Annotated in this window: 16 protein-coding genes; 8 read left to right on the top strand and 8 right to left on the bottom strand. The window is 45.9% G+C overall.

Annotated elements, in window-relative coordinates:
• Positions 1–28: 28 nt before the first annotated feature.
• Entirely contained in the window at positions 29–1,810 is a 1,782-nt protein-coding gene (gene lepA, locus BQ8005_RS01200) for a translation elongation factor 4 (protein ID WP_021847669.1), read from the bottom strand.
• A gap of 115 nt (positions 1,811–1,925) precedes the next feature.
• On the opposite strand from lepA, the gene BQ8005_RS01195 reads away from it, so the two are divergent.
• On the top strand, positions 1,926–2,828 hold the full coding sequence (locus BQ8005_RS01195) for a D-isomer specific 2-hydroxyacid dehydrogenase family protein (RefSeq protein ID WP_075316794.1): 903 nt from the start codon (positions 1,926–1,928) through the stop codon (positions 2,826–2,828).
• Between the two features lie 86 nt (positions 2,829–2,914).
• Here the strand turns inward: BQ8005_RS01195 and BQ8005_RS01190 are convergent, their stop codons facing one another.
• Positions 2,915–3,115, bottom strand: a complete 201-nt coding sequence (locus BQ8005_RS01190; protein ID WP_075316793.1) for a winged helix-turn-helix domain-containing protein — start codon at positions 3,113–3,115, stop codon at positions 2,915–2,917.
• Between the two features lie 611 nt (positions 3,116–3,726).
• Here BQ8005_RS01190 and BQ8005_RS01185 point away from each other — a divergent pair.
• Positions 3,727–4,035 (top strand): hypothetical protein, encoded by a 309-nt coding sequence (locus BQ8005_RS01185; RefSeq protein WP_021847672.1) that lies wholly within the window; start codon positions 3,727–3,729, stop codon positions 4,033–4,035.
• A gap of 27 nt (positions 4,036–4,062) precedes the next feature.
• Here BQ8005_RS01185 and BQ8005_RS01180 read toward each other — a convergent pair whose 3' ends face one another.
• The 6 genes from BQ8005_RS01180 to lipB all read right to left on the bottom strand — a co-directional run bounded on the left by BQ8005_RS01180 (position 4,063) and on the right by lipB (position 10,248).
• On the bottom strand, positions 4,063–4,530 hold the full coding sequence (locus BQ8005_RS01180) for a C-GCAxxG-C-C family protein (protein ID WP_075316792.1): 468 nt from the start codon (positions 4,528–4,530) through the stop codon (positions 4,063–4,065).
• Positions 4,531–4,555: 25 nt separating this feature from the next.
• On the bottom strand, positions 4,556–5,818 hold the full coding sequence (locus BQ8005_RS01175; RefSeq protein ID WP_021847674.1) for an Nramp family divalent metal transporter: 1,263 nt from the start codon (positions 5,816–5,818) through the stop codon (positions 4,556–4,558).
• A 108-nt stretch (positions 5,819–5,926) separates the two neighbouring features.
• Positions 5,927–6,172: a TIGR03905 family TSCPD domain-containing protein gene (locus BQ8005_RS01170; protein ID WP_021847675.1), complete on the bottom strand. Its 246-nt coding sequence runs from the start codon at positions 6,170–6,172 to the stop codon at positions 5,927–5,929.
• Positions 6,173–6,181: 9 nt separating this feature from the next.
• A complete protein-coding gene (locus BQ8005_RS01165; RefSeq protein ID WP_021847676.1) occupies positions 6,182–6,913 on the bottom strand; it encodes a YebC/PmpR family DNA-binding transcriptional regulator in 732 nt (243 codons plus the stop codon).
• 47 nt (positions 6,914–6,960) lie between these two features.
• Positions 6,961–9,423, bottom strand: coding sequence for a phenylalanine--tRNA ligase subunit beta (pheT, locus tag BQ8005_RS01160; RefSeq protein WP_021847677.1), 2,463 nt, complete (start codon positions 9,421–9,423; stop codon positions 6,961–6,963).
• Between the two features lie 129 nt (positions 9,424–9,552).
• A complete protein-coding gene (gene lipB, locus BQ8005_RS01155) occupies positions 9,553–10,248 on the bottom strand; it encodes a lipoyl(octanoyl) transferase LipB (RefSeq protein WP_262484400.1) in 696 nt (231 codons plus the stop codon).
• Positions 10,249–10,278: 30 nt separating this feature from the next.
• On the opposite strand from lipB, the gene BQ8005_RS01150 reads away from it, so the two are divergent.
• The 6 genes from BQ8005_RS01150 to BQ8005_RS01125 all read left to right on the top strand — a co-directional run bounded on the left by BQ8005_RS01150 (position 10,279) and on the right by BQ8005_RS01125 (position 16,867).
• Entirely contained in the window at positions 10,279–11,112 is an 834-nt protein-coding gene (locus BQ8005_RS01150) for a helix-turn-helix domain-containing protein (protein WP_021847679.1), read from the top strand.
• A gap of 130 nt (positions 11,113–11,242) precedes the next feature.
• Complete coding sequence (locus BQ8005_RS01145; RefSeq protein ID WP_075318828.1) at positions 11,243–12,085, top strand: DUF3298 and DUF4163 domain-containing protein; 843 nt, start codon at positions 11,243–11,245, stop codon at positions 12,083–12,085.
• 5 nt (positions 12,086–12,090) lie between these two features.
• The gene (rsmG, locus tag BQ8005_RS01140) at positions 12,091–12,711 is read left to right on the top strand and encodes a 16S rRNA (guanine(527)-N(7))-methyltransferase RsmG (RefSeq protein ID WP_075316790.1); all 621 of its coding nucleotides are present in this window, start codon (positions 12,091–12,093) and stop codon (positions 12,709–12,711) included.
• Between the two features lie 48 nt (positions 12,712–12,759).
• The gene (locus BQ8005_RS01135) at positions 12,760–13,398 is read left to right on the top strand and encodes an MBL fold metallo-hydrolase (protein WP_075316789.1); all 639 of its coding nucleotides are present in this window, start codon (positions 12,760–12,762) and stop codon (positions 13,396–13,398) included.
• 55 nt (positions 13,399–13,453) lie between these two features.
• The gene (gcvP, locus tag BQ8005_RS01130) at positions 13,454–16,303 is read left to right on the top strand and encodes an aminomethyl-transferring glycine dehydrogenase (RefSeq protein WP_075316788.1); all 2,850 of its coding nucleotides are present in this window, start codon (positions 13,454–13,456) and stop codon (positions 16,301–16,303) included.
• A gap of 18 nt (positions 16,304–16,321) precedes the next feature.
• Complete coding sequence (locus tag BQ8005_RS01125) at positions 16,322–16,867, top strand: NUDIX hydrolase (protein ID WP_394334089.1); 546 nt, start codon at positions 16,322–16,324, stop codon at positions 16,865–16,867.
• Positions 16,868–16,882 lie beyond the last annotated feature (15 nt).

The raw sequence follows: 16,882 nt of genomic DNA, 5'->3' as shown, positions 1-16,882 counted from the left end.
GGTTATATATGTAAAATAAAAGTAATAGTTAATCCAACTTCAGCACAGCCAGGAACGCCTTCTGCGGCACTTCCACGTTGCCAATCTGCTTCATGCGTTTCTTACCTCGTTTCTGCTTTTCCAGCAACTTGCGCTTACGACTCACGTCACCGCCATAACACTTGGCCGTCACATCCTTACGCACAGCCTTAATGGTTTCGCGAGCAATGATCTTGGCACCGATAGCTGCTTGAATAGCTATTTCGAACTGCTGACGCGGGATGAGTTCCTTCAGTTTCTCACACATGCGACGGCCCAGTTCATAAGCATTGTCAAAGTGCGTCAGCGTAGACAAGGCATCTACCGGCTCACCATTGAGCAGGATGTCCAACTTCACCAGTTTGGACGGACGGAAACCGTTGGGATGATAGTCGAACGAAGCATATCCTTTGGAGATGCTCTTCAGCTTATCATAGAAATCGATAACGATTTCACCCAATGGCATATCATAGTATATTTCCACACGGTTGCCCGAAATATACTCCTGCTTCACCAGTTCGCCGCGCTTGCCAAGACAAAGAGTCATAATCGGTCCGATGTAGTCGGTGGTCGTGATGACCGAAGCACGGATATAAGGCTCCTCGATATGGTCTATCATCGTAATATCGGGCATGCTGCCGGGGTTGTGTACCTCCATGACATGTCCCTGCTTGTCGTAAACATTATAAGAAACGTTGGGCACGGTGGTGATGACGTTCATATCGAATTCACGGTCCAGACGTTCCTGAACAATCTCCATGTGAAGCAGACCAAGGAAGCCACAACGGAAACCGAAGCCCAAGGCCAACGAAGATTCGGGTTGGAAAGTCAGCGACGCGTCATTCAGTTGGAGCTTCTCCAACGAAGAACGCAGGTCCTCGAAATCTTCAGCCTCGATAGGATAGACACCAGCAAACACCATCGGCTTCACTTCCTCAAAGCCTGCAATAGCCTTGTCGCACGGACGGGCAATGTGTGTAATGGTATCGCCGACTTTCACCTCACGTGAAGTCTTGATACCTGAAATAATATAACCCACGTCACCCGTTCGCAGTTCGTCTCGAGGCACCATGTCCATCTTCAACACGCCTACCTCGTCGGCATCATACTCCTTGCCAGTATTGAAGAACTTAACCTTATCTCCCTTACGAATGATACCGTTCTCTATTTTAAAATAGGCAATGATACCACGGAAGGAATTGAACACCGAGTCGAAAATCAGCGCCTGCAACGGAGCATTTTCATCGCCTTCGGGATGGGGAATGCGTTCGATAACGGCAGCCAATATCTCTTCCACACCCATGCCCGTCTTGCCCGATGCACGAATGATCTCCTCGCGCTTGCAGCCAAGAAGTTCCACGATCTCATCTTCCACTTCTTCGGGCATGGCACTGGCCATGTCACATTTGTTGATGACAGGGATAATTTCCAGATCATGTTCAATGGCCATATAAAGGTTTGAGATAGTCTGCGCCTGCACCCCCTGTGATGCATCCACAATAAGCAACGCTCCTTCACAGGCAGCAATAGAGCGTGACACTTCGTACGAGAAGTCCACATGTCCCGGCGTGTCAATCAGGTTCAGGATATATTTCTCACCCTTGTACACATATTCCATCTGAATAGCATGGCTCTTAATAGTAATCCCTCGTTCCTTCTCCAGATCCATGTCGTCCAGCATCTGGCCTTCGGTCACTTGAATAGTATTGGTAAATTCCAGCAGTCGGTCTGCCAGTGTCGATTTCCCGTGGTCAATATGGGCTATGATACAAAAGTTGCGTATATTCTTCATTTGAAAGTCATAATAAATAAAAGCGGGCACAAATATACGGAAAAAAAGCGAGTTTTTAAATTAGTTTTCTTAGGAGATAAAAGCTAACTTTGCAAAAAACTAACCAGAAGAAGATATGACATTCAAAAGAATAGTAGCAGTAGACGAAACCCTACTCAATGCCAATGCTCTTGCCCGTCTCCATTCATTAGGTGAAGAAGTAGAAATCTACCACGATTTCCCTACCGAAGAAAGTGAAATAATCCGCCGCATCAGTGCTGCCGACTGCCTGCTGGTATCTTTTCGTACCCCTATCCGCCGCAACGTGCTTGATGCTTGCCCCAATCTGCGCTACATCGGCATGTGTTGTACGCTCTACAATCCGGAAAGTAGCAATGTCGATGTCATCGAAGCACGACGTAGGGGGATCACCGTATTAGGAGTAAAAGACTATGGCGACGAAGGAGTTGTCGAATATGTAATCAGCGAATTGGTGCGGCTACTCCATGGTTTCGGAGGCATCCGCTGGGAAAAAGAAAGTACCGAACTGACAGGAAGAAAAGTAGGCATCATTGGCTTGGGGAAAACCGGCGGCATGATAGCAGACGCCCTTCAAATTTTTGGAGCCAATCTGTGTTACTACAGTCGTACCCGTAAACCCGATGCAGAAGCCAAAGGCGTCACATACCGACCACTGGACAAGCTATTAAACGAAGCAGAAATTGTTTGTACCTGCTTGCCTCGTAACAACTACCTGCTAGGCGAAAATGAGTTCCACCTGATGGGGAACGGGAAAATACTGGTCAACACCTCCGTTGGAGCCACTTTTCAAACAGAAGCTTTAAAGAAATGGCTTCAAGAGTGTTCTTCCAATTATTATCTATGTGACGCTACGGGTATGGGAACATTGGCAGAAGAACTCACTCCCTTTCCCAACGTTCTTTACACGCCCTATATCTCCGGTAAGTCCATTCAAAGCATAGAACGCCTATCCCAAAAGGCCTTGAATAATATAGAGAGCTATCTAAATACGCATTAAACCTTTGCGATACACAGGCATATAAAAAAGATGCGCTGACGGGTATTCCCCGCCAACGCATCTTTTTTATAGTCTTTCAGATAAAATTAGTTCAGCTTTACAAACAATTCACCTTCTACTTCAGAAGTAGAAATTTTGTCTTCTCTCAGCAACCATCCCAGACCCAGATACAAATCTTTGTCGACCAACTTTGTTGCTTTCTTGATCTGTTTAGCAGTCAAGCCTTCAGTTTCATTCAGTGCGTTCCAAATTTTTCCTGCTGTTTCACCAGCTTTTTCTTTCAACATTTTCTTCAAATTTAAGTTAGACATGCCATAAAATCGAACCTCTCTGATGGTTTCAGATTTTATTTTGCGTGCAAAGATAGTTATTTTTATGTTATTTAGCACATTATTACTGTTTTTTTTCAAGTTTATGTAAGAAAAAGAGGTAAATCAACGTTCGTCAAGTGCCACTTTAGCGGCGTAAAGTCCCTCTTTAGAAATCTAAAGTGCCACTTTATGAATGCCAATATGGATGTTACTAACCACACATCAAAATTCTTCCATTCCAACAAACTGACTCCATCTCTCTTTTTCCTACTATCTTTTTTCACGTTCTATATTCATCATTCACGCTTTCACGCCATCACAACACAATGATTTACTGACTGATATAGTGAAAGCAAGATCTTTCACGGTGAAAGCAACAATCAGTGTGCAATCTTGACGCGAACATAACACCATACAAATTTATCATCACCCTGAATAGAGTTTTTTTAAGTAGATATTTTGACAACAACTAAAAAAGCAGATGCGATTTACAGATATTTTCCAATCAGAATCTGAAAGTTTTTATAACTTTGCTCCAAGCTACTTTGTGAATAAAAATACCATCATTTATTAATCTGGACATCGGCATGACACAACCCAAATTTATCATCACGCTGGACGGATATTTCCGCCTGGGAATGGTTTACCAACATAAAGACCTGCTACAGGCAGGCGACCAATGTATCGGTGGAGGTTATTACCGCTTTGACTATGTATCGAACCGGATTATCCTTGACAGAAGTTCGTATGACTTCGGCAAACCGAAATGGCACCTACTAGACACACTAAAAGTGCCGTCGGTCTATCGCAACCTACGCATTGTCTATCTGTATGACGACGGTTATCACGAAGACTTCAACGTAAGCGACGAACTGGAAATAGAGTATTACGATTAATAGAAAGTATCCAATACTAAGGCATTATCAAATGCCATTCTTTCTTTCCAAATACTCTACCCAAATGCGAGCTGCCTCTTCGACCATGTAAGCACAGGGACGTTTGGCATAATATTGCTTGGTACGTTCATCGGGAATACTTGTAATTTCAGGCTTCTTTAACCCCAAAAGTTCAGCACATATCAACGAACCATTGCGTCTCTTGAACTCTTCGGCCAACTGCTGTACAAGGGCATAGTTAGCTCCTTTGCTTTCACGGTCTTTTCCTTCAATTGCACATTTCTCCAGTCCAGCCAACATGAACAAGCCGCAGGCTGCACCACACGTCATACGCATACGCCCGATACCGCCACCAAACGAAGCGGCCATGTGCAAAGCCTGTTCCTCGGTAAAGCCGTATTGGTCGGCAAAAGCCGTCACTATCGACTGGGCGCAATTAAAACCACTCTTGAAGAGAGCAACAGCCTTTTCTATTCTTTTCTCGTTTTCTTCCATATATTTTCTATCACAAGATTTATGTTTACAACAATTCTGAAACAATCAACCAAATATTGAGTACGGTAACAACAGAAGCTATAAAATAGAGCACTCCACTACTCCACCGGCTATTGGCATACGGTCCCATTACTCGACGTGAAGAGGTCAGACCAACCTGAAGGAAAACCGTAAACGGCAACTGGAGACTCAATACCATCTGCGAAATCAGTAATCCCTTGAAAGGATCGCCAATAAAGAATATCAATAACAAGGCCACACCTAACGAGAGCACAACGCCAACCTGCGAATGGCTGTCCTTGATATGATAGGACTCACCAAACATACCAGCAAAAATGGAACCTGCCGCCATACCACTGGTGATAGTAGACGAAATGCCTGCCATAAGCAAAGCCAAGGCAAAGATGACGGCGGCATTGCTGCCCAATAATGGTTCAAGTAGTGACTTGGCCTGCTGAAGTTCGTCCACGGGAACGCCTGCCTGAAAGAAAGTGGAAGCAGCCAGTAGAATCATAGCACTGTTGATAGCCCAACCTACCAGCATGGAGAATAGGGTATCAAACAGTTCGTACTTCAAGACACGACGAATGGAAGCATCGTCCTGCTTATTGTATTCGTGACTCTGGATAACTTCAGAGTGCAGGAACAGATTGTGAGGCATGACGACGGCCCCCAGCACACTCATGACAATGAGCATGCTACCCTGAGGCAACGAAGGCGTAACCCATGAAGCAGCCGCCAACGTCCAGTCAATTTTTACCAAGAATAGTTCGTAAATGAACGAAAGTCCGATGATGGAAACAAAAGCTATAATAGCCCGCTCAATTTTTTTATAGGAATTGGTGAAGAGCATCAGCAGCACAAATACGGTAGTGAGCACTGCTCCCCACGGAATGGGAATGCCAAACAGCATCTGCAAAGCAATAGCTCCACCCAAGATTTCAGCCAAAGATGTGGAGATGGAAGCCAAGACAGCTGTTGCCAATATGGGCTTTGAGACCCAGGCAGGGGTGTATTTCGTAGCAGCTTCGGATAGGCAGAGACCAGTAACGATACCCAAGTGGGCTACGTTGTGTTGCAGGATAATGAGCATAATGGTAGACAAGGTCACTACCCACAAAAGAGCATAGCCAAACTCTGAACCTGCGGCAAAATTGGATGCCCAATTACCAGGATCGATAAAACCAACCGTCACCAGCATACCCGGCCCGATATACTTAAGCACATCGAGTCCACCCAAATAACGTTTATGATCTTTCCGTTTAAGATCCTTCAGAATGTTCTTCATATCCCTTTATTATACTCGGCAAAAATACAAAATAATGTGATAAAAAAAGCCGGAAGGATAATTTCCATCCGGCTTTTAAATTATAAACAAAAATTAAAGGTATATTGTTCAATATCCCATTTCATGAAGTGCCTGACAAAGTTGGTCTGGACACGATGTAGGACGCATACCACAACGGATACCCTCAAGACGGCTGATGACATCCTTTACAGGCATGCCTTTCACCAACCGACAGATACCCTGCAGATTACCGTTACAACCGCTCCAGAATTCGATATCCTTGATGATACCGTCTTCCACTTCAAGATTGATATCAGTACTACACGTACCTTTTGTTTTGTAATGGTAAGTCATTTCAATAGATTATTCCTCTTCGGGCTTCATATTGGTATAAACCGTCTGTACATCGTCGAACTCTTCCAGACGCTCAATCATCTTATTGATCGTCTCGCGATGCTCGGGCTCGATGTCCTTCAGATCGTTGGGGATATAGGTGAAGTCACCACCGACATCTTCGAAACCGCACTCTTCAAGGTGTTTCTGGATAGCTGCATAGCTCTTCGGATCACCATAAATAGTGATAGTGCCTTCTTCCTCGTCTTCTTCGTAGTCTTCGTCTACATCGAAATCGATCATGTCGAGGATGAATTCTTCCATATCCATGCCGTCTTTCTTCTTGAACGTGAATACGCACTTATGGTCGAAAAGGAAAGCCAGCGAACCCATTGTACCAAGGTTGCCACCGAACTTGTTGAATACCGAACGGACATCGGCAACAGTACGGGTCGGATTATCAGTCAGCGTATCTACAAATACAGCAATGCCGTGAGGGCCGTAGCCTTCGTATGTCATTCCCTTATAGTCGCTCTGGTCCTTACCCATTGCATTCTTGATGGCACGCTCGATGTTGTCCTTCGGCATGTTCTCACGCTTACAAGTGGCGATAACTGAACGCAATGTAGGGTTGTTTTCAGGTTCCGGACCGCCAGCCTTTACGGCGATGGCGATTTGTTTGCCCAGACGTGTAAATGTTTTGGCCATGTGGCCCCATCTTTTCAGCTTGGTAGCTTTTCTATATTCAAACGCTCTTCCCATGGGAGTAATGTTTTTATTTTGATTTTAAATGATTCGTTCAATTAGTTTTATCTCAGTTTGGCATCCAGCTTGTTCTGCAAGTTGGCGATGAGCTTCTGCATAATCTTGTCGATCTGCTTCTCGTTGAGCGTGGCATTTTCGTCCTGCAACAGGAAGCTGACGGCATAACTCTTCTTACCGGCTTCGAGATTCTTGCCTTCGTACACATCGAACAACTCAACGGATTTCAAGAGCTTCTTCTCGGTTTCATAAGCAATCTTCTCGATTTCGGCAAACTGGATTTTCTTGTCGAGCAGCAGAGCCAGGTCGCGTTTCACAGCCGGGAACTTGGAAATTTCCGTATAGCTGACCTTGATATTCTTGATAGCCTTCATCAGCTCGTTCCAGTTGAGGTCGGCGTAGAAGACTTCATTTTCGATATCGAAAGCTTTCAGAATCTTACGCGTCACAACGCCGAACGTTGCCAGACGTTTTCCTCCACGTGTGTTTACAGACAAAGCAGCTGCATAGATATCGTCGGTCAGGTTACCGATAACCAAGTCGTGCATGTGTAGACCTACACGGGCCAAGATATTCTCTACATAGGCCTTGAGTTCGTATACCGAACTGTCTTCATCGGCATGTGCCCACGAGTTGGACACCTTCTTACCGGTAAGCCACAAGCCCAGGTGATATTCTTCTGAATAGGCGGCAAGAGGTTTCTCGTCGTTCTTCTTTTCGGCATTGAAGTGGTAGCAGTTACCGAATTCGAAGAACTTCAGGTCGGCATTCTTACGGTTGGCATTGCGCACGATGCTTTCCAAACCACCGAAGAGGAGAGTCTGACGCATGGCATTCAAATCAGCACTCAACGGATTCATCAGCATTACCAGATTGGCAGACGGATAAGATTCCAACCCGTCATAATAGGCGGCACGCGTCAACGAATTGTTCAGGATCTCGTTGAAGCCGGCACCTACCAGCTGTTCGGCAATGAGGTTCTGTATCTTGTTCGACTTGTCACACTCACCCTTTGTGGTCAGGCTGGACTTCAAGGTCGTAGGTATCTCTACATTATTATATCCATAGATACGGAGGATATCTTCGATGACATCGCAATCGCGTTGTACGTCTACCCGATAGGGAGGCACGTCGAGCGTCAGTCCTTCAGAGGTTTCACTTACAATCTTCATCTCCAAGCTCTTCACGATGCTCTTGATGGTCTCTACAGGAATGGTCTTGCCGATGAGTGAATGTACCTTTTCGTAAGGAAGCTCTACGCGGAAGTCGGCCACAGGACCTGCACACACATCCTTAATCTCGGATGAAATGGTACCCCCGGCCAGTTCCTTCACCATCAGGGCAGCCAACTTCAGGCAGTAAATAACACTGTTGGGATCAATACCACGCTCGAAGCGGAATGAAGCATCGGTGCTCAAGCCATGACGACGGGCCGTCTTACGCACCCAAGTGGGATGGAAATAGGCGCTCTCAAGGAATACATCCTTGGTTGCTTCAGTAGAACCTGAGTTCAGTCCGCCAAATACACCAGCGATACACATGGCTTCTTCTCGGTTGCAAATCATCAGGTCGCGTTCGCTCAACTTACGCTCCACGCCGTCCAATGTCACGAACGGTGTACCTTCGGGCATAGTCTTCACGATAACCTCTCCCCCCTTGATGGTATCGGCATCGAAGCAGTGCAACGGCTGGCCGAAAGCATGAACGATATAGTTGGTAATATCGACTACATTATTAATAGGACGCAAACCAATGGTGCGAAGCTTGTCCTGCAACCAGGCGGGACTTTCCTTGACCGTAACCCCTTTGACTGTAACGCCGGCATAATGAGGACAGGCCTCAGCGTTTTCGACCGTCACGTTGATGTCCAGGTCGTGGTTTTCGACGGCAAAAGCCTCTACCGACGGACGCTTCAAGGTAGCTGTACGTCCATTCTGAATCAACCAGGCATAGAGGTCGCGAGCTACACCGTAGTGCGAGCAAGCATCAGCACGGTTGGGAGTAATGTCCACCTCGAGCACATAATCGCTCTTCACCTGATAATAATCCTTGGCCAGCGTACCGGGAACTACATCGGCGGGCAGCACGATGATACCGGCATGGTCGGTGCCGATACCTATCTCGTCTTCCGCGCAAATCATTCCATTGGATTCCACTCCGCGAAGCTTTGATTTCTTAATGGTAAAGCACTGTTCTCCGTCATAGAGCTTGGTGCCCAGTGTAGCAACTACCACTTTCTGTCCGGCAGCTACATTAGGTGCGCCGCACACAATCTGTACAGGCTCGCCCGAACCGAGATTGACGGTAGTGACGTGCATGTGGTCTGAATTAGGATGAGGAACGCATGTCAGCACTTCGCCAATCACCAGACCTTCCAGTCCGCCCTTGATAGTCTGCACCTCTTCCACACCGCCTGTTTCCAGTCCGATGGAGGTGAGCGCAGCGGCCACTTCGTCCGGCGTCAAGTCGAAATCGACATACTCTTTCAGCCAATTATAAGAGATATTCATATCGTAATGTTTTTTATTGTTTCCAAAAGTGACCTGCAAAGTTAATAAGATTTTTTATTTCGTAGGGAATTATCCCCCAAGAAAATACGCAAAAAGCCCATGCAAGGTCATGAACGTAGCGATACGTCCCTATGAAAGAAGTTTCTGCAATTCGGACTCCAAGCGCAGACGAGCCTCTTCCATCGGCACATCATGCCCCAGTTCCTTTTGCAGGGAAGTGACACCTTTGTCCACAAAACCACAAGGGTTGATGTAACTGAAATAGCGCAAATCGGTATTCACATTAAAGGCTAAGCCATGCATCGTAACGTAATGGCTGCTACGTACCCCGATGGCACAAATTTTACGCGCACGCGACGTGTCTCCTTCCAACCAGACACCTGTAGCCTTGTCCACCCTTCCGGCCACAATACCATAGGAAGCGCACACACCAATGACAGCCTCTTCGAGCAGATGAACATATTCCTTCAGGCCAAGACCAAAATCTTCCAGATTTAAAATGGGATAACACACCTGCTGACCAGGACCGTGATAAGTAATGTCGCCTCCACGGTCAATATGATAATAGGTAGCACCTATCCGCTGAAGTTGCCCTTCGCTCAAGAGCATATTCCGTTCTTTACCGCTACGTCCCAATGTATAGACGTGCGGATGCTCGCAGAAGACAATACGATTCAGATACTCATGACCACACTGCTTGGCCTGTACCAACGTTTCAAAGTATTCAGCCTGCTTTTTCCAAGCCTGCTCATAGGAGATAATTCCCCAATTTTCTACCAATGTTTTCATGTCTGCAAAGGTAAAAGATTTCGAGAAAAACCTTATCTTTGCCGCATAAAAAAATATGATAGCGTTATGGATTTTCCTCACGTTGACCTACCGGTAGACATCATCGCATGGACCGATGTGACCGAAGATATTCTGAACATCTACAAGCAATCATGCCGTCTGAAAGCATGTATTTTCGCCGTGTGCATCGAAGGTACCATCACCGTATCCATCAATCTGATGGAAACAGAAATCAAGCAGGGCGATTTTGTCGTGCTCCTGCCCGGCACCATCATCCAGTTCTATTCCCAACAGGAGAAAGTCCGTATCGGATTTGTAGGGTTCTCAGAGCAGTGCATTACAAAGGTGAATGTCGTCCAATCGACCTTCCACTCCCTCTCTTCCATCCTACGCTCACCTGTACTCCACATCGACCCAGCCGTAGCATCCTACTTTCAAGATTACTTTGCATTGCTGGGCCGCATTACCACCGGCTCTCATACACTGGACACAGAAATGATCCGACACATTCTGGAAGGTATGCTCTATGGCGTGGACAAGCTATACAGCGATGTCCCCATGCAAGACGTCCGGACGCAAAGCCGAAAAGAAGAAATCTGCCGTAAATTGGTGCAACTTGTCATCGAAAACTATACCCACGAACGCCGAGCCCAGTTCTATGCCGACAAAATGGGTATTTCACTACAGCACCTGAGTACCACCGTAAAACAAGCTACAGGGAAGAACATTCTTGACATTATCGCCCATGTTGTTCTGATAGATGTAAAATCCAAACTAAAGTCGACCGACATGACCGTACAGGAAATAGCTTATTCGTTAAACTTCCCCAACGCTTCATTCTTTGGCAAATACTTTAAGCGCCATGTTGGAATGAGTCCGCAGGAATATCGAAACAGCTAAACCATTGCCGACAGACGTGCTAAAACAATGAGAAAAAAAATCCTCCTGCTATACACGGATTGAGTAATTAATTCTATATTTGTAGGTACTGTTTCAACAACCGATTATTGTTTTATAAATGAAAACCGAAATGAAAAAACATTCTGTCATTCTACTTGTCATTTTGCTTGCAGCAAGCAGCTTTTTCTTCTCATGCAATGACACAATGAACCAACATACAGGCGACTTTACCTTCGACAGTCTTCAAGTAAATCAGACGGCACACCTCTTCGGAGACACAGCCAAACCCGCCTGTAACATCAACATCAATTTCACCTATATCACAAAATCGTCTGACGAACAGATGAAGGACAGTGTAAACAAATACTTCTTGTCCATGTGCTTTGGCGACAAATACATGACAATAGCACCAGAAAACGTACCAGATAAATATGCGGAAACTTATATTGAGAATTACCGCAAAGATCTGGAACCGATGTACAAACAAGAATCCGTAGAAGATTCGGCCAATATCGGTGCATGGTATTCTTATTATAAAGGTTTGGAAGGACACGTACAACTCTACAACGGAAACTTACTTGTTTACCGAATCGACTACAACGAATACACAGGTGGAGCACATGGCGTCTATATGACCTCCTACCTCAATCTAAGACTGGACACCCTGACCCCTATTCGCCTGGATGACTTGTTTGTCCCCAACTATAAGGATGCCCTGACCGATCTGCTTTGGAACCAACTGATGGCAGACAATCAGGTTACAACCCACGAAGAACTTGAAAACATGGGATACACCAGCACAGGAGAACTGACTCCTACTGAAAACTTTTTCCTAGATTCCGATGGTATCACTTTCCATTATAACATTTACGATATTGCACCGTATGTAATGGGAGCCATCCAAATCAAACTGCCTTACGATGCCGTAAGACATCTGTTGAACGAGAATACCATTATCAGCCAAATCAACTGAATTTTATGGAACTGTTATTAAAATATTTCCCCGAACTGGACGAAAAACAAAAGGAACAGTTTGCAGCGCTGGGAGAACTCTATACAGACTGGAATGCCAAAATCAACGTCATTTCACGCAAGGATATTGGCAACCTGTACGAACATCATGTACTCCATTCGCTGGGCATTGCCAAGGTAATCCATTTCAGTCCTGAAACCAAAATCATGGATTTGGGAACTGGCGGAGGATTTCCCGGCATCCCCTTGGCTATCTTTTTCCCGGAAGTCAAATTCCATCTGGTAGACAGCATCGGCAAGAAAGTACGTGTAGCTTCTGAAGTAGCAAACAGTATCGGGCTAAAAAATGTCACTTTCAGCCATGCGCGTGCCGAAGAGATAAAAGACATGTATGACTTTGTGGTGAGTCGCGCAGTAATGCCACTGACCGACCTGATGAAAATCATACGGAAAAATTTCTCTACCCACCAACAGAATGCTTTACCTAATGGACTCATCTGCCTGAAAGGGGGAGAACTGGAACACGAAACGATGCCCTTCCGAAACAAGACCACAATGTGGAATTTGAGCGACTATTTTGACGAAGATTTTTTTGAAACAAAAAAAGTAGTATACGTGGCAGGATAAAAAACAATTTGCCCGAAACAAGCAACAAGAATAAGACCTGTACAAATTATGAAAATAAAAAGATTTGAATTCAATATGTTTCCTGTGAACTGCTACTTGCTGTGGGATGAAACCAACGAAGCGGTAGTTATCGATCCCGGCTGTTTCTACGAAGAAGAGAAACAAGCCCTGAAAAACTTCATCCAGGGAAACAATCTGCAAGTAAAACACCTGCTCAACACGCATCTCCATCTAGACCATATTTTTGGAAATCCATTCGTACTGAAAGAATTCGGATTGAAAGCAGAAGCCAACCAGGCTGATGAATATTGGATAGAGAACGCTCCCAAACAGAGTCGTATGTTCGGCTTCCAGTTTCAGGAAGAGCTTCCACCGTTGGGAAAATACCTGTATGACGGTGATATTATCACTTTCGGTCATACACAATTAGAATGCATCCACGTACCGGGACATTCACCTGGAAGCCTGGTATATTATTGTGCAGCAGAGCACTGCATGTTCTCTGGAGATGTACTTTTCCAAGGAAGCATCGGACGGGCCGACTTGGCTGGAGGTAATTTCGATACACTGATCGAGCATATTTGCAGCCGCCTGTTTGTCCTTCCCAACGAAACGATTGTCTACCCCGGCCATGGGGCTCCGACTACCATTGGAATCGAGAAAGCAGAAAATCCGTTTTTCAGATAAAAGAAAAAAACAATTCATAACCAATAAAACATTTACTATCTTAAATAATATCGCCATGACAAACGACTTTTTATCCCGACGCCATAATGGCATCGGCCCAAAAGATGAAGAGACCATGCTTCGCAAAATAGGCGTGAGCAGCTTAGATGAACTGATCGACAAGACCATTCCCTCGAATATCCGTCTGAAGGAGCCACTCGATCTGCCCAAGCCCATGACCGAATACGAGTTTGCACAACATATTGCCCAACTCGCTTCTAAGAACAAACTCTACACAACCTATATCGGTATGGGATGGTATGGTACCATTACTCCGGCTGTTATCCAACGCAACGTTTTTGAAAATCCGGTTTGGTACACTTCCTATACACCTTATCAGACCGAAGTATCGCAAGGCCGCCTTGAAGCCCTGATGAATTTCCAAACCGCTATATCAGACCTGACAGGAATGCCCTTAGCCAACTGTTCACTGCTAGATGAAGCCACAGCCGCAGCTGAAGCCGTCACTATGATGTACGCTCTCCGTTCGCGCCAGCAACAGAAAGATGGAGCCAACGTTGTATTTGTGGATGAATCTATTTTCCCTCAAACCCTGGCAGTCATGACTACCCGTGCCATCCCTCAAGGCATGGTTCTGCGTACAGGAAAATATAATGAGGCAGAGTTGACATCCGACATATTCGCCTGTGTCCTCCAGTATCCCAATGCCAACGGAAATGTAGAAGATTACCGGACATTCGTAGAGCAAGCCCATACAGCAGGATGTAAAGTAGCGGTTGCTGCCGACATTTTGAGCCTTGCCCTGCTCACTCCCCCGGGTGAATGGGGAGCAGATATCGTATTCGGCTCAACCCAACGACTAGGTACACCCATGTTCTATGGTGGTCCGTCAGCAGCCTATTTCGCTACCCGAGACGAATACAAACGCAACATGCCGGGACGCATCATCGGATGGTCTAAAGACAAATATGGAAAATTATGTTACCGCATGGCACTCCAAACACGTGAACAACACATCAAACGTGAAAAGGCCACCTCAAATATTTGTACAGCACAAGCCTTGCTAGCTACCATGGCAGGATTTTATGCGGTCTATCATGGGCAGGAAGGCATTCGTGCTATCGCTACCCGCATCCACAGCATTGCCGTTTTCTTGGAGAAATCACTCAGTAAACTGGGTTATACGCAAAAGAATTCAGTCTATTTCGACACCTTGCGTTTTTCTCTACCAGAAAGCACTTCTGCCCAACAGATACGTACTATCGCTTTGAGTAAAGAAGTAAACCTACGATATTTTGACAATGGCGACGTTGGCATGAGCATTGACGAAACAACGGATATCGCTGCCATCAACACTCTGCTCGCTATCTTTGCCATTGCCGCTGGAGTCGAAGCACCACAAACAACCGATGTGACCGAAGCTTGCACCCTACCTCAAACATTCCGACGCCAGAGCCCATATTTAACACACGAAGTATTCTGTCGTTATCACACAGAAACTGAAATGATGCGTTACATCAAACGTCTCGACCGCAAGGACATCTCATTGGCTCACTCCATGATTTCTCTGGGATCCTGTACCATGAAGCTCAACGCGGCTGCAGAAATGCTTCCATTGAGTCGTCCTGAGTTTATGAACCTCCATCCTCTTGTACCAGAAGATCAAGCTCAAGGGTATCATGAACTGATTCATAATCTCTGCGAGGAACTGAAAATCATTACAGGATTTGCAGGTGTCAGCCTTCAGCCCAACTCTGGAGCAGCAGGCGAGTACACGGGTCTACGCGTTATTCGCGCCTATCTGGAAAGCATCGGTCAGGGACACCGAAACAAGATACTTATCCCTGCATCAGCACACGGAACCAACCCGGCCAGTGCCGTACAAGCCGGTTTTACTACCGTCACCTGTGCTTGTGATGACCATGGCAATGTTGATATGACCGACTTACGTATCAAAGCCGAAGAGAATAAGGATTCGCTGGCAGCCCTGATGATTACCTACCCCTCTACCCACGGTATTTTCGAAACCGAAATTGTAGAAATATGCAAGATTATCCATGCTTGCGGCGCACAAGTCTACATGGACGGCGCTAACATGAATGCACAGGTAGGTTTAACCAATCCTGGATTTATCGGTGCCGATGTCTGCCACCTAAACCTACATAAAACCTTTGCTTCGCCTCATGGAGGAGGAGGTCCCGGTGTAGGTCCCATCTGTGTAGCAGCCCACCTCGTTCCCTTCTTGCCCGGACATGTACTATTTGGGAACGCTACCAATGAAGTATCTGCAGCTCCTTTCGGCAGTGCAGGTATCCTCCCCATCACGTATGGGTATATCCGCATGATGGGTACAGAAGGTCTGACACGAGCTACCCGTACAGCCATCCTCAATGCCAACTATCTGGCCGCCTGCCTGCAAAACACTTACGGCATTGTTTATCGCGGTGCACAAGGTTTTGTAGGACATGAAATGATTTTGGAGTGCCGCAAGGTACACGAAGAGACAGGTATCAGTGAGAACGATATAGCCAAACGTCTGATGGATTATGGTTATCATGCTCCAACCCTTTCCTTCCCTGTACACGGTACCCTGATGATAGAACCTACCGAAAGCGAAAGCTTGGCAGAATTGGACAATTTTGTGGACGTAATGCTCCACATTTGGGAAGAAATTCAGGAAGTAAAAGAAGGACGTGCCGACAAGACAGATAATGTCCTTCTCAATGCACCTCACCCTGAATATGAGGTTGTATCCGATCAATGGGAGCACAGTTACACACGGCAGAAAGCCGCTTACCCCACAGAAGCTGTCCGCGAAAACAAGTTCTGGATAAATGTAGCCCGCGTAGACAACACATTAGGTGACCGCAAATTATTGCCTACACGCTACGGAAAATTTGAATAAAAAGGAAAAAACAGAATCATGGATGACGAAAAGAAATGGGAAGTCCTGCACAGTGAATACCTGATCCGTCGCCCTTGGCTAACAGCACGACGTGATCATGTGCGCTTGCCTAACGGTGTGGAAAATCCGGAATATTACGTACTGGAATACCCTGATTGGGTAAATGTCATCGCCCTAACCCGTGACGGACACTTCCTCATGGAACGACAATATCGTCATGGACTACGCTACACCGGCTATGAAATATGTGCCGGTGTATGCGAGCCTGGCGAAGAGCCGATTGATGCCGCACGTCGCGAACTCTATGAAGAAACTGGTTACGGTGGTGGACAGTGGACACACCATCTGACAATATCAGCTAATACCAGCACCATGACAAACCTTTGTCATTGCTTTATCGCAACAGATGTAGAACCTATCTCTACCCAACATTTGGAAGAAACAGAGGATATTAGCATCCATCTGCTCACTGCAGATGAGGTGTTCGACTTGTTACGAAAAGACCAAATACGTCAGGCTCTCATGGCAGCTCCGTTATGGAAATATTTTGCTGAAAGGAAATAGTTAATCTATGTTCTG

This window comes from Bacteroides togonis, from assembly GCF_900130135.1.
GTDB classification, from domain to species: domain Bacteria; phylum Bacteroidota; class Bacteroidia; order Bacteroidales; family Bacteroidaceae; genus Bacteroides; species Bacteroides pullorum.
The sequence above is the reverse complement of the archived record's forward strand: the minus strand, read 5'-3'. Positions and strand labels throughout refer to the sequence as shown.

Bases quoted from the DNA above. Each gene is read 5' to 3' on its own strand.
- lepA (WP_021847669.1), bottom strand. From the start codon at position 1,810: ATGAAGAATATACGCAACTTTTGTATCATAGCCCATATTGACCACGGG.
- BQ8005_RS01195 (WP_075316794.1), top strand. From the start codon at position 1,926: ATGACATTCAAAAGAATAGTAGCAGTAGACGAAACCCTACTCAATGCC.
- BQ8005_RS01190 (WP_075316793.1), bottom strand. From the start codon at position 3,115: ATGTTGAAAGAAAAAGCTGGTGAAACAGCAGGAAAAATTTGGAACGCA.
- BQ8005_RS01185 (WP_021847672.1), top strand. From the start codon at position 3,727: ATGACACAACCCAAATTTATCATCACGCTGGACGGATATTTCCGCCTG.
- BQ8005_RS01180 (WP_075316792.1), bottom strand. From the start codon at position 4,530: ATGGAAGAAAACGAGAAAAGAATAGAAAAGGCTGTTGCTCTCTTCAAG.
- BQ8005_RS01175 (WP_021847674.1), bottom strand. From the start codon at position 5,818: ATGAAGAACATTCTGAAGGATCTTAAACGGAAAGATCATAAACGTTAT.
- BQ8005_RS01170 (WP_021847675.1), bottom strand. From the start codon at position 6,172: ATGACTTACCATTACAAAACAAAAGGTACGTGTAGTACTGATATCAAT.
- BQ8005_RS01165 (WP_021847676.1), bottom strand. From the start codon at position 6,913: ATGGGAAGAGCGTTTGAATATAGAAAAGCTACCAAGCTGAAAAGATGG.
- pheT (WP_021847677.1), bottom strand. From the start codon at position 9,423: ATGAATATCTCTTATAATTGGCTGAAAGAGTATGTCGATTTCGACTTG.
- BQ8005_RS01150 (WP_021847679.1), top strand. From the start codon at position 10,279: ATGGATTTTCCTCACGTTGACCTACCGGTAGACATCATCGCATGGACC.
- BQ8005_RS01145 (WP_075318828.1), top strand. From the start codon at position 11,243: ATGAAAAAACATTCTGTCATTCTACTTGTCATTTTGCTTGCAGCAAGC.
- rsmG (WP_075316790.1), top strand. From the start codon at position 12,091: ATGGAACTGTTATTAAAATATTTCCCCGAACTGGACGAAAAACAAAAG.
- BQ8005_RS01135 (WP_075316789.1), top strand. From the start codon at position 12,760: ATGAAAATAAAAAGATTTGAATTCAATATGTTTCCTGTGAACTGCTAC.
- gcvP (WP_075316788.1), top strand. From the start codon at position 13,454: ATGACAAACGACTTTTTATCCCGACGCCATAATGGCATCGGCCCAAAA.
- BQ8005_RS01125 (WP_394334089.1), top strand. From the start codon at position 16,322: ATGGATGACGAAAAGAAATGGGAAGTCCTGCACAGTGAATACCTGATC.